Source organism: Phytobacter ursingii (assembly GCF_001022135.1).
GTDB lineage: Bacteria > Pseudomonadota > Gammaproteobacteria > Enterobacterales > Enterobacteriaceae > Phytobacter > Phytobacter ursingii.
On record NZ_CP011602.1, the window covers coordinates 1727428 to 1739832 of the forward strand.

The 12405-nt window shown below is 52.5% G+C and carries 10 protein-coding genes and 1 pseudogene; 4 read left to right on the forward strand and 7 right to left on the reverse strand.

What is annotated here, in order from left to right:
* The first annotated feature begins 63 nt into the window (after window positions 1-63).
* Window positions 64-1032: a sensor domain-containing diguanylate cyclase gene (locus AB182_RS11735; RefSeq protein WP_047370246.1), complete on the forward strand. Its 969-nt coding sequence runs from the start codon at window positions 64-66 to the stop codon at window positions 1030-1032.
* Between the two features lie 345 nt (window positions 1033-1377).
* The gene (locus tag AB182_RS11740) at window positions 1378-2829 is read left to right on the forward strand and encodes a tagaturonate reductase (protein ID WP_047370247.1); all 1452 of its coding nucleotides are present in this window, start codon (window positions 1378-1380) and stop codon (window positions 2827-2829) included.
* A gap of 383 nt (window positions 2830-3212) precedes the next feature.
* Here AB182_RS11740 and pdxR read toward each other — a convergent pair whose 3' ends face one another.
* On the reverse strand, window positions 3213-4610 hold the full coding sequence (gene pdxR / locus AB182_RS11745) for a MocR-like pyridoxine biosynthesis transcription factor PdxR (protein WP_047370248.1): 1398 nt from the start codon (window positions 4608-4610) through the stop codon (window positions 3213-3215).
* Window positions 4611-4702: 92 nt separating this feature from the next.
* Between pdxR and AB182_RS11750 the strand changes: the two genes are divergently transcribed.
* Window positions 4703-5182: a carboxymuconolactone decarboxylase family protein gene (locus AB182_RS11750; RefSeq protein ID WP_047370249.1), complete on the forward strand. Its 480-nt coding sequence runs from the start codon at window positions 4703-4705 to the stop codon at window positions 5180-5182.
* Here the strand turns inward: AB182_RS11750 and AB182_RS11755 are convergent.
* Window positions 5174-6075 (reverse strand): annotated as a pseudogene (locus AB182_RS11755) (LysR family transcriptional regulator). The gene AB182_RS11750 and the pseudogene AB182_RS11755 sit on opposite strands and share 9 nt — an antisense overlap.
* A 98-nt stretch (window positions 6076-6173) precedes the next feature.
* On the opposite strand from AB182_RS11755, the gene AB182_RS11760 reads away from it, so the two are divergent.
* On the forward strand, window positions 6174-7589 hold the full coding sequence (locus AB182_RS11760) for an aldehyde dehydrogenase family protein (RefSeq protein WP_047370250.1): 1416 nt from the start codon (window positions 6174-6176) through the stop codon (window positions 7587-7589).
* A 60-nt stretch (window positions 7590-7649) separates the two neighbouring features.
* Here AB182_RS11760 and AB182_RS11765 read toward each other — a convergent pair whose 3' ends face one another.
* The 5 genes from AB182_RS11765 to AB182_RS11785 are packed head-to-tail and all read right to left on the reverse strand — an operon-like array spanning window position 7650 to window position 12286.
* Window positions 7650-8321, reverse strand: a complete 672-nt coding sequence (locus tag AB182_RS11765; protein ID WP_047370251.1) for a DUF2931 family protein — start codon at window positions 8319-8321, stop codon at window positions 7650-7652.
* A 42-nt stretch (window positions 8322-8363) separates the two neighbouring features.
* Window positions 8364-9023, reverse strand: a complete 660-nt coding sequence (locus tag AB182_RS11770) for a DUF2931 family protein (RefSeq protein ID WP_047370252.1) — start codon at window positions 9021-9023, stop codon at window positions 8364-8366.
* A 42-nt stretch (window positions 9024-9065) separates the two neighbouring features.
* Window positions 9066-9737: a DUF2931 family protein gene (locus AB182_RS11775; protein WP_047370253.1), complete on the reverse strand. Its 672-nt coding sequence runs from the start codon at window positions 9735-9737 to the stop codon at window positions 9066-9068.
* A 42-nt stretch (window positions 9738-9779) separates the two neighbouring features.
* Window positions 9780-10436, reverse strand: a complete 657-nt coding sequence (locus AB182_RS11780; protein ID WP_047370254.1) for a DUF2931 family protein — start codon at window positions 10434-10436, stop codon at window positions 9780-9782.
* A complete protein-coding gene (locus tag AB182_RS11785) occupies window positions 10433-12286 on the reverse strand; it encodes a phospholipase effector Tle1 domain-containing protein (RefSeq protein ID WP_047373269.1) in 1854 nt (617 codons plus the stop codon). Before AB182_RS11785 ends, AB182_RS11780 begins: the two co-directional genes overlap by 4 nt.
* Window positions 12287-12405 lie beyond the last annotated feature (119 nt).

Below are 12405 nucleotides of genomic sequence, written 5' to 3' on the forward strand. Positions count from 1 at the left end.
TCGCTCGATCACGCCTTATAAACGCGGACACCTGCCGATACTGACTAGCGAGATAGGCTCTTTATGAAAACTCCTGCTCTTCCCTTTGACGAGGAAAAACGCCTGGCGTCGTTGCGCGAATCCGGGTTGCTTGATTCAGGAACTAATGAACGTTTCGACCGCCTGACAAGGCTGGCAAAGCGGTTGTTCAATGTTCCTATCGCGCTGGTAACGCTGGTGGGGGAAAAGACCCTGCATTTTAAAACCAGTGATGGCCACGCCCACGAAAGTCTGCCGCGCCATATCTCTTTTTGCGGACACACCATCCTCAGTACAACGCCGCTTATCGTCAACGATGCCGGTAGCGACGAGCGCTTTTGTGATAACCCGCTGGTAACCGGAGAATCCCATCTGCGTTTTTATGCAGGCTATCCACTGCGCCTGCCCGATGGCGCGCTTGTCGGTTCCTTTTGTTTGCTCGATCGCAGCCCGCGCGCGTTCTCATCGGCCGAGGTGGAGATTCTGAAAGATTTTGCGCTGATCGTGGAAAATGAGTTCGCAGTGATGAGCGCTGCCACGACCGATGAACTCACCGGGCTGTTTAATCGCCGTGCGTTTGATAACCTGGTGAAATTTGCGATTAGCAGTGCCCGTCGTCGCGCTGAACCGTTGGCGCTGGCGTGGCTTGATCTTGATGGTTTCAAGCAGATCAACGACAACTGGGGCCACAACGAAGGCGATGAAGCCCTGCGTTCAATGGCAAAAGTGATGCGCGAAAGCTTTCGGGAAGCGGATCTGTTGGTGCGTTATGGTGGCGATGAATTCGCGGTGCTTTTCTCCGACACGCATGAACAAGGCGCGTGGATTGCCGTTGAGTACCTGGTTGAGCAGACCGAGGCCTGGAACCTGTCCTCCGGTAAACCCTGGAAGCTTGCTTTTTCATGGGGAGTGAGTGAGTTCGATCATAACGGTAATGGCGATATAAAAGCCTGGTTGGAAGATGCGGATGCCAAAATGTACGCCATGAAGACCAAAAACCATCGCGAACGCTAATACCCTGGCAAAAAACGCTGACACGGAATGTCGTGTTGACAATATGTGAATCTCACCGTGGTTGCTTTTAAGGAAAAAAATGACCACTTTCTCTTCTGTTCGCCTCCTGTATACCCGTTAAATCCGTATCTATATGAATAAAACGCTGTCACGTTCTGCAAGACGGCGTGCAGAGCGTTGCGACGGGCCTTTTTAGCAGTTTTTGTGACGGATGTTGTATTTTTGTGGTTGCTAGCGGAAATGTTGTCTCGCTTTGATCAAAACAGGGGTTCATGGTCGAAAAGTTTGGTAAGTTATTACACCAATCTTCCTAGGTTGTATGACTAATCAAAAAAGGAACCCATTGTGAACACAGTTAACCGTCGCGATTTTCCCGGCGCTTCTTACCCTGAGCGTGTGATTCAGTTTGGTGAAGGCAACTTCCTGCGTGCCTTCATCGACTGGCAGATCGATTTATTGAATGAGCACACGGACCTTGATGCCGGGGTAGTGATTGTTCGTCCAATCGACAGCGACTTCCCGCCGTCTCTGAGTACCCAGGACGGCCTGTATACCACTATCATTCGTGGCCTGAACGAGCAGGGCGAAGCGGTCAGCGACTCCCGCCTGATCCGTTCCGTGAATCGTGAAATCAGTGTTTACAGGCAGTACGATGAGTTCCTGAAACTTGCGCATAATCCCCAGATGCGTTTTGTCTTCTCCAACACCACCGAAGCCGGTATTAGCTACCATGCTGGCGATAAATTCGATGATGCGCCCGCGGTTAGCTACCCGGCTAAACTGACCCGTCTGTTATTTGAACGTTTCAGTCATTTTAACGGCGCGGCAGATAAAGGTTGGGTCATCATCCCGTGTGAACTGATTGACTACAACGGTGATGCGCTTCGCGAACTGGTGCTGCGTTATGCGCAGGACTGGGCGTTGGGTGACGCATTCGTGGCATGGCTTAACACCGCGAACACGTTTTGCTCCACACTGGTTGACCGTATCGTAACGGGCTATCCGCGCGATGAAGTGGCAAAAATTGAAGCGGAGCTGGGCTATCACGACAACTTCCTCGACACCGCAGAACACTTCTACCTGTTTGTGATCCAGGGGCCGCAGTCACTGGCTGCAGAGCTGCGTCTGGACAAATATCCGCTGAACGTGCTGATTGTCGATGACATCAAACCGTATAAAGAACGCAAAGTCGCTATTCTGAATGGCGCGCATACCGCACTGGTGCCGGTAGCTTTCCAGGCAGGTCTCGATACCGTGGGCGAAGCCATGAACGACAGCGAAATTTGTGCCTTTGTTGAGAAAGCGATTTATGAGGAGATCATCCCGGTTCTTGACCTGCCGCGCGATGAGCTGGAATCCTTTGCCAGCGCGGTGACCGGGCGTTTCCGTAACCCGTACATCAAACACCAGTTGCTCTCTATCGCCCTGAACGGTATGACCAAATTCCGTACCCGTATTCTGCCGCAATTGCTGGCAGGGCAAAAAGCTACCGGTAAACTGCCCGCGCGTCTGACCTTTGCGCTGGCCGCGCTGATTGCTTTTTACCGCGCAGACCGTAATGGCGAAGCCTATCCGGTACAGGACGACGCACACTGGATCACCCGTTATCAGCAGCTCTGGGGCCAGCACGGCGACCATCAGATCAGCACCAGCGACCTTGTGAAAGCGGTACTGTCGGTCAGCGAACACTGGGAGCAGGATCTGACCCAGGTTAGTGGATTGGTAGAACAGGTTTCTCTGGATCTCGACGCTATCCTGCTGCAGGGCATGCGTCAGGCTGTAAAACCGTTGTGCTGATAGCATTCGGTTAGACTGCTACGAACCCGGCTTACGCCGGGTTTTCTTTTTGACGCCTTTAGTTACAACATACTTATTACGGTGCTAATAACAAGCGCATCAGAATCGGCGGAAAAAAACGAAAAGGTCTGTCAGGCTGGAAGATCTTTTCTATACTTTACTGTGCCACACCAGTGCCGATACATTCGGCCAGGGAAATCCGTTGTTGCCGCAGTCGGCGCAACAAGAACGAAAGAGAGGGACAAGCAATGGAAAAGCTGGAAAGAGCGGTGCCTGTTGTCATGGGTCTGGTCGTCAGTATTTCGCTTCTTGCCACGGCCTGGGATATCTCATTCGTCAGTACGTTACCCTGAGTAGTTACCTGAAAGGGGACTCGTTCCCCTTCAGGTTTTAAGCCACTCCCGCGTCTCTTTCGCAACCCGCTGTAATAATGCCACCGCTTCTTCGCTGCTATGAATATTGGTGTATCCGATGATTAACCCGTAGCGTTTTTCAGAGCTGTTATACCACTCTGAAAGCGGACTGACCTTTAGCTGCTTTTTTTGCCAGATTTGCGCCAGGTGTACATCACCGGTGCCGTGGCGCAGAAAAGCGATAATATGCATGCCGCCATCATTGACCTCAACATCGAATAGATCCGGAAAAACCTGGTGTAGCGCATTGAGCACCCTCTGGCGGCGCTGTTGATAAAGGGTGCGCATCTTCTTTAAATGGCGAAAGAAGTGTCCTTCGTTGAGAAAACTTGCGACGATTTTTTGTGTCAGAACCGGCTGCGCGCTTTCGATAATTTCGCCGGTCTCATGGAATGCGTTAAGCGTACTGCGCGGCATAACCAGATAGCTGATACGCAGGGCAGGCATCACCGTTTTACTGAATGTGCCCATATATATGACCCGATCCTCAATATCAAGGCTTTTGAGGGCAGGCAGTACCTTACGGGTATAATGAAACTCGCCATCATAGTCATCTTCTATTATCCATGCGTTGTTCGCTGCGGCCCACTCCAGTAACTGACGTTTACGCGGCAGGGAAAGAGTGACGGCCAGCGGGCTATGGTGTGAGGGAGTGATGCAGACAAAGCGGGCATCCGCATGGTTTTTCAACAAGTAGTCAACGTCGAGCCCTTGCTTGTCTACCGGTGCGTAATGCAGGTTTTCCACGCTCCTTTTCAGTAATTGCTGGCCGAAGATATAACCCGGGTTTTCAGTGACGACCTTATCGCCGCGCGCCGCCAGCGCGCTCAGGATTAGCGTTAGGTTATTACGATAACCTCCAGTGATATAAATCTGTTCCGCAGTGCAGGTGAGCCCGCGAGAAATGGTCAGATAACGGGCAATCGCCTCACGCAGCGGCGGATAACCCATCAGTGGGGGATTGGTCATCTCTGCGGCTGACATGGCGCGCACGGCTTTGCCGGACAGGAGCAACCATTTCTTGTAAGGGAAAGCATCCAGCGCCGGGATGCCCAGACGTAGGTATCCCTCCTGATCGCGAACGTCTACCATTGACTTGAGCTGTGTGTCAGCCGTCCATACCTGAGCGGGTGGCCCTGCCTTTTCAGAGATCCGGAGATCCGGGTTTACTCGTGTGCCTTTCGCGCCCTGGCTTACCAGAAAACCTTCGCCCACCAGAATGGCATATGCGGTTTCCACTGTTTTTCGCGCGACCTCAAGTTCGTCGGCCAGCACACGCACGGAAGGGACTTTGTCACCGGGTTTCAGCACCCCGCTGAGAATGTTGTGCCGGTAGCGCGCGTAAATATCGCGGTAGCCCGTTTTCATGTCCTACCTCATATGTCGGATTATGTATCTTTTCACTACGTCATAAATCTCTAATATAGCGCCTGTCGAATCAATTCATGAGGAAAATGACTATGACCACTCGCGCTAACCACTTCCAGACCGTACCTGTGCTTATCAACACACTGGTCGAAGCAAGCCAGGCATCGCACAAAAGCTCACTGGAGGGAGCAATCAAAAACCTGGTGGATATTCGCGCCTCTCAACTTAATGGCTGCGCGTTTTGTCTGGATATGCACTTGAAACAAGGCAAACTGCGCGGCGAGCGTGAACTGCGTCTTTATCATGTGGCTATCTGGCGGGAATCACCGTTGTTTAGCGCCAAAGAAAAAGCGGCACTGGCCTTAACCGAAGCCTTAACACATATCGGACCGGAAGGTGTGACGGATGAGGTTTATCGCCACGTGCGGGAACATTTTAGCGAGGTAGAGATTTCCGAACTGACGTTTGCTATTGCCACCATTAACGCCTGGAACCGGCTGCAAATTCTGGCGCAAATGACGCCGGGTTCACAGGACGCAGCCTACGGTCTGGACCGCGCCGGGTTACAGTGAGTGCTGCCTGTACTCACGGATAAATGTAATAAACGCCTGTAACCCTACCGGGATATGGCGATGACCGGGGTAATATAAACACAGTCCTTTAAAGGGCTGTGTCCATTCATTTAGCACGCTGACCAGTCGGCCTGAACGTAAATCGTCTGCAATATACAATTCCGGCAAAAAACCGATGCCAAGCCCGGCGCGTACCGCGGCAACTGACGTAAACAGATCGGTGGTGGCAAGCCTCGGCGGCACGGCAATGGCAAACTGTTCGCCATGACGCATAAACTCCCAGCGATATATACCGCCGTGCGACATCCGCATGCAGATGCCTTGCTGTCGGGTAAGGGCTTCGGGAGTCACAGGAGTGCCATGCTCAGCAAACCACTGTGGCGTGGCGACCACCCGCATGTGAATATCCGGCGTCAGCGGCACCGCAATCATATCCTGTGGAACAGATTCCGCCAGGCGAACGCCAGCATCGTATCCCTCGGCGATAATATCGATCATCCGGGCATCGCTGGCGGTTTCCATGCGCATTTGTGGATAGCGAGCCAGAAAGGCAATCACCATTTCATCGAGAAAAAGCTGCCCGATAGCCTGCGGTACATTGATGCGCAGTGTGCCGGATGGTTCATCAGGCTGGCTGTGAATTTCGCGGCGGCTTGTTGGATCTCTTGCAATGCCGGGCCAATACGAGCAACAAAGCGCTGTCCTGCTTCGGTGAGCGCGACGCTGCGGGTCGTGCGGTTAAAGAGTCTGGCGTCAAGACGCGTTTCCAGCCCGGCGATGGCATTGCTGACTGCCGTTGCCGACATGTCCAGTTCCTGCGCCGCAGCCCGAAAACTCCCACGGCGAACAACCGCCATCACCACTTCCAGCTCAATCAAACCTGAACGATGCATAGATTATCCTGATAATCGAAACAACCCTTGCAGGATAGCGCGGATTATCGGCGCGATAAAGCTGTGCCACACTGGTCCCATCAATCGAGGAGATCACTATGCAACAGCTTGAACATGTCTGGATTAACGGTGAATTTACCCTTGCTCAAGGGGAGACGTATTTTGATTTGTACAACCCGTCTTGCGCCGAAGTGACAGGACGGATTCGCCTGGCGAATACCGAGGATGCGCTGCGCGCCATTGCCGCCGCTAAAGCGGCGTTTGTCCACTGGTCGCAAACCCGCGTCGATGAACGTCTGGCTGTTTTGCAAAGAATGCGGGATGCCATGGCCGCCTGCCAGGATGAACTGTTACGGGCGATTATTCAGGAATACGGCGCGCCGGCATCACGCTCTGCCTGGATGGCAAGCTATCCGGTGGCGGTGATTGACCAGGTCATGCAAGACCTGCGAGAGTTTGCATTTTTCACCACCGTTGGCAAAGCCCAGGTGAAAATGACGCCGCTGGGGGTTGCCGGGCTTATCACCCCGTGGAACAGCAATGCCGGTTTTATCTGCGGCAAGCTGGCCGCCGCGCTGGCCGCCGGATGCACGGCGGTGATCAAACCGAGTGAGATGAGCGGGCTACAAACTCACGTAGTAATGAAAGCGTTGCACGCTGCAGCGTTGCCGCCGGGTGTGTGTAACATCATTACCGGCTACGGAGCCGAGGTAGGCGAGGTTATCAGCCGTCATCCGGATGTCGCCAAAATTTCCTTTACTGGCTCGACACAGACCGGAAAAGCAATATTACGAAATGCCGCCGACAGCTTTAAGCGCGTCACGCTGGAACTTGGCGGTAAATCGCCAACGATTATTCTGGATGATGCTGACCTGACGACGGCAGTACCGCTGGCCATCCAGGCCGGGTTTATGAACAGCGGCCAGGCCTGTATTGCTGGTACCCGGATTCTGGTTCCGCTCTCCCGAAAAGCGGAGTGCGAAGAGGCGCTTCGCCGGGCAGTTGCGGCGGTCAAATCCGGCGACCCACTCGACCCGCAGACGGAAATTGGCCCGATGGTCAGTGAGAAACAGTGGCAGCGGGTCCAGAAATATATTCGTCTGGGGCTGGAGGAGGGCGCGCGTCTGCTCGCAGGCGGTGAAGGACGGCCGGAAAACAGCGGACAGGGGTGGTTTGTGAAGCCGACACTGTTTACCGATGTGGATAACAATATGCGCATCGCCCGTGAAGAGATTTTTGGCCCGGTACTGTCGATCATTTCCTATCGCGACGATGATGATGCCGTGGCGATCGCTAACGACACGGATTATGGGCTCAGTGCGCTGGTTCTGGGTACCGATGCCCGACGCGCACAGCGAATCGGTGAGCGAATTGCCTCTGGCCGCGTGCAAATCAACACTCTGGCACATGAAGCGGGGGCTCCGTTTGGCGGTTTTAAACACTCGGGGATCGGCCGCGAAATGGGGCGCTGGGGAATTGCAGCGTTTATGGAGCCGAAGGCGTTGATTAGCTAACGAAGACCTGTTTATAACCGGAAAACGAAAAGGATCTGCCAGAGATCCTTTTAGCCGGGATTACCAGCGACCGTAGGGGTAGGTTTTTCCCTTAATGAAATCCTTTACATACTGGTCATATCCGTCAGGAATACTGTAATTAAAATCAATGAGTGTCGGCACTTGTTTACAGGCATCAAGATCTTCTCCTGACAGGGTGGTGAGTCTTCGCGGCTGAACGGGAAGGTTATCGCCTGCTGCGCTGTTCTGCAGCCATATACGCACTTTCCCTTCCGGAGCCAGACCAATCAGCAGGGTTTTGTACCACGCCGTGTTGCCTAAGCGATCTTTCCCGGTTGGCGTCATCATGGTGTCGTAAATGGATTTATCAAACACAATCCGCGTCTCGTACGTTTTTTTGTCGATAACCGAGTCCCAGCAGAACAACATCATGGCCGGTGGATGGCGCGCTTTGTTGAAATGTGCATGCATCCGGACCCGGTTATTCCAGGTTCCTATGGTCCCGGGATATCCGGGCGCTCTGTCAAGCGTGTTAAATGTATAAACGATATCTTCGCTGTCAATAATCAACGCGCGCGTGACAAAGGCGGGTAAGACGTGAGGGGTAAAAAAGGCGAACTGCCATTTGCCATAAGGCATTTCGCCGGTGTCTTCAGGGGGCTGCGGCGCACGGGCCTGACAGCCGCTTAAGGCCATAAGCAGTATCAGGGCGGCGGGGGGGGGGCGCGTCATGTATTCCTCCATCCATGGAACAGTCAGTTATTTAAGCCGGGATTACCAGCGACCGTAGGGGTAGGTTTTATCCTTGATAAACTCCCGGGTCGTTTTGGTATAGCCATAACCTTGAGAATGGGTAGTTATTCCTTTGCAGGCATCCAGTTTATCCCCTGACAGGGTGGTGAGTCTTCGCGGCTGAACGGGAAGGTTATCGCCTGCCGCGCTATTGCGCAGCCATATCCGCACTTTTCCTTCCGGTGCCAGACCAATCAGCAGGGTTTTGTACCAGGCCGTGTTGCCTAAACGATCTTTCCCGGTTGGCGTCATCATGGTGTCGTAAATGGATTTATCAAACACAATCCGCGTCTCGTACGATTTTTTGTCGATAACCGAGTCCCAGCAGAACAACATCATGGCCGGTGGATGGCGCGCTTTGTTGAAACGAAGACTCCTGCTGCTTGTTCGGTTATTCCAGGTGCCGACAACGTCCGGGTCAGCCTCAGCTCTGTCGAGCGTGTTAAATGTATAGACAACATCTTCGCTGTCAATAATCAACGCGCGTGTGACAAAGGCGGGTAAAGCATGAGGGGTAAAAAAGTCGAATTGCCACTTACCGTATGGCATTTCGCCGGTGTCTTCCGGGGTCTGCGGCGCACGGGCCTGACAGCCGCTTAAGGCCACCAGCAGTATCAGGGCGGCGGGGGTTTTGCGTGTCATGTATTCCTCCATCCATGGAACAGTCAGTTATTTAAGCCGGGATCACCAGCGACCGTAGGGGTAGGTTTTTCCCTCAATGAAATCCTTTACATACTGGTCATATCCGTCAGGAATACTGTAATTAAAATCAATGAGTGTCGGCACTTGTTTACAGGCATCAAGATCTTCTCCTGACAGGGTGGTGAGTCTTCGCTGCTGAACGGGAAGGTTATCGCCTGCTGCGCTGTTCTGCAGCCATATCCGCACTTTCCCTTCCGGAGCCAGACCAATCAGCAGGGTTTTGTACCAGGCCGTGTTGCCTAAACGATCTTTCCCGGTTGGCGTCATCATGGTGTCGTAAATGGATTTATCAAACACAATCCGCGTCTCGTACGTTTTTTTGTCGATAACCGAGTCCCAGCAGAACAACATCATGGCCGGTGGATGGCGCGCTTTGTTGAAATGTGCATGCATCCGGACCCGGTTATTCCAGGTTCCTATGGTCCCGGGATATCCGGGCGCTCTGTCAAGCGTGTTAAATGTATAAACGATATCTTCGCTGTCAATAATCAACGCGCGCGTGACAAAGGCGGGTAAAGCGTGAGGGGTAAAAAAGGCAAATTGCCATTTGCCATAAGGCATTTCGCCGGTTTCTTCCGGGGTCTGCGGCGCACGGGCCTGACAGCCGCTTAAGGCCACCAGCAGTATCAGGGCGGCGGGGGTTTTGCGTGTCATGTATTCCTCCATCCATGGAACAGTCAGTTATTTCAGCCGGGATCACCAGCGACCGTAGGGGTAGGTTTTATCCTTGATAAACTCCCGGGTCGTTTTGGTGTAGCCATAACCCTGAGAATGGTTGGTTATTCCTTTACAGGCATCCAGTTTATCCCCTGACAGGGTGGTGAGTCTTCGCGGCTGTACGGGAAGGTTATCGCCTGCTGCGCTGTTCTGCAGCCATATACGGACTTTCCCTTCCGGTGCCAGACCAATCAGCAGGGTTTTGTACCACGCCGTGTTGCCTAAGCGATCTTTCCCGGTTGGCGTCATCATGGTGTCGTAAATGGATTTATCAAACACAATCCGCGTCTCGTACGTTTTTTTGTCGATAACCGAGTCCCAGCAGAACAACATCATGGCCGGCGGATGGCGCGCTTTGTTGAAATGTGCATGCATCCGGACCCGGTTATTCCAGGTTCCTATAGTGTCAGGATCCCCGGGCTGGCTGTCCAGTGTGCTAAATGAATAAACGATATCTTCGCTGTCAATAATCAACGCACGCGTGACATCAGCGGGTAAAGCGTGAGGAGTAAAAAAGGCGAATTGCCACTTACCGTATGGCATTTCGCCGGTTTCTTCCTGGGGCTGCGGCGCACGGGCCTGACAGCCGCTTAAGGCCACCAGCAGTATCAGGGCGGCGGGGGTTTTTGGCATCATGCGTGTTTCCCATCCATGTTATAAATCGTTCGAGTCCAATTTTCATCAGGTCGGTTAACAAAACCAATCAGCTCTGCAGGGGATACGCCGCCACGAATAACGCCGCTCGAATCAGTGAGAATGGCATTCCAGTGTGCCGAGCAGTGAATATAGTTTGTGGCGATTAAATTCAATTCTGTCTCGCTAAATTTTTCCGGCTGCTGGCCGGAGCGCACGGCTTTTCCCATTGAAATCGCTTTTTTACAAAGCGGAATCAGCTCAGGAGGAAGATTCAAATTATCGTTTTCTTGAATATCCTCAAATAACACCCCCGCGTCCTGCGCTGCATCGAGCATCACTCGTAGCACTACTTTCGACCAGTCGTTTTTGACATTTCGGTGTCGCAACGTTAATGCAGCATAGCTGCGCTTTTGTGGCTCTCCGTAGCGATCGGATGGCATGCGGTCGTCAAACCAGGTCTCTGCAGAAATCTCGCTGGTATGCATGATCGGGGCGATGCAAGGGTAATTATCGAGGATTGCCATTTGTTTTAGGGTTTGATGGTAACCCCGTGTCTCTTCTCCGGGTTGACGGAGCGGTACGGTATCCGTTTGCGGGCGCGTCAAAAAAAGATTTTCCTCAAGCAATGGCAGGTACCCTCCGCCAATGTCCGAGTGTACGCCTGGCAATGCCAGTTCCGGCCATGCGGGTTTTACGCTATTTAGCGCAAAATTGAACCGGCATTCATGTGCCGCCGTGATGTGAAAGACTTTCTCTGCCACACCGGGACGAAGCGAAATATTGACCGCTCCCGTGTCGGCATTATGTGGATTGAACCCATTCGTCGGAGTGCCAATTGCAGCCACAGTGTCAAAAATGCCAATAAAACGGGTTTTTCCGGCGGGCATCCCTGCAAAGGAGATACCTCGTATGCCATCCTGGATAGCGCTGATGATAGCCGGGTCTTGTGCATATACCCGGTTGGCAAAATGTCTGGCTGCCGCGGCGCCACGACTGAAACCAAAGATATCGAACTGGAGAGACTGGATGATGAGTTTTTGGTTTGGTAGTTTACTGACAATTTCCTCAATGATTTCCGCAAGTAATCCGCTGATCTTACTAATAGCGTTTTCTGCTTTAGCTAAAACGCCAGTATCAGAACAGCCCAGTGCTTGCGCAAGCATACTATCTGCTTCTCCGGCTTTGGTTCCAATACCGTCGATATATAGTTCTTTTTGAAAGTTAGTATCATTGACAGATCCCATTGTTTTATACAACGTCGCCAACCAGTGCACGTTGGTGTAATACCCCAAATAACTGGTCGCGCCGATACCTGAAACACCGAATTTATCTCGCGCACATTTACCCAGAAGCATTTCGGCGTCTCTGCCCGAAATGTGGTAGTGTTCGGCCGTACAAGCTTTCATCGTATTTGCGGCATTGATGGCGTTATTGCCTGTGCCGTCAAAGAAAATGCCAATCGTCAGCGTCACTTCGCGCTTTTCTTTCTGTTTTTCCTGTTCAGGCGCAGGTGCAGTCAGATTTGTCTTGTGGGCAGATTGCGCGTGCTGCGTTGGCTCACTATCGCCTCCGCCTGTTTCATATGTATCGTTGAGCTGAGATGCGATAAACCGGGAACGGCATGGGCAACTACTCATGCTGTGCAGCGTCCCAGCCATCATTTTGTTATGAAGAAATGTCTCGGGGACACCTCCTGTTATTTTATAAACGCCAGAATATCTGCCGCAGGTAACGCTATCGAACTCTCGTGCCTGCGGTATCCCCATGATGGTATGATCATCTGCCCCCTCAATAATGACGCCGCCACAGGTAGTTTTGTCGCCTCTGACTAAAAAATATCCTATTGCCATCATTATCCTCCCTGATGTTTGATTCCGATCCTTCGGCAAAGCCAGCCAGTGGATTTTCAAATCCGCTACCGTCTCAAAAATGTTGTATGCAGAGTAACCGGGTCTGTGTACTAAACCTA

Bases quoted from the DNA above. Each gene is read 5' to 3' on its own strand.
- AB182_RS11735 (WP_047370246.1), top strand. From the start codon at position 64: ATGAAAACTCCTGCTCTTCCCTTTGACGAGGAAAAACGCCTGGCGTCG.
- pdxR (WP_047370248.1), bottom strand. From the start codon at position 4,610: ATGAAAACGGGCTACCGCGATATTTACGCGCGCTACCGGCACAACATT.
- AB182_RS11750 (WP_047370249.1), top strand. From the start codon at position 4,703: ATGACCACTCGCGCTAACCACTTCCAGACCGTACCTGTGCTTATCAAC.
- AB182_RS11760 (WP_047370250.1), top strand. From the start codon at position 6,174: ATGCAACAGCTTGAACATGTCTGGATTAACGGTGAATTTACCCTTGCT.
- AB182_RS11765 (WP_047370251.1), bottom strand. From the start codon at position 8,321: ATGACGCGCCCCCCCCCCGCCGCCCTGATACTGCTTATGGCCTTAAGC.
- AB182_RS11770 (WP_047370252.1), bottom strand. From the start codon at position 9,023: ATGACACGCAAAACCCCCGCCGCCCTGATACTGCTGGTGGCCTTAAGC.
- AB182_RS11775 (WP_047370253.1), bottom strand. From the start codon at position 9,737: ATGACACGCAAAACCCCCGCCGCCCTGATACTGCTGGTGGCCTTAAGC.
- AB182_RS11780 (WP_047370254.1), bottom strand. From the start codon at position 10,436: ATGATGCCAAAAACCCCCGCCGCCCTGATACTGCTGGTGGCCTTAAGC.
- AB182_RS11785 (WP_047373269.1), bottom strand. From the start codon at position 12,286: ATGGCAATAGGATATTTTTTAGTCAGAGGCGACAAAACTACCTGTGGC.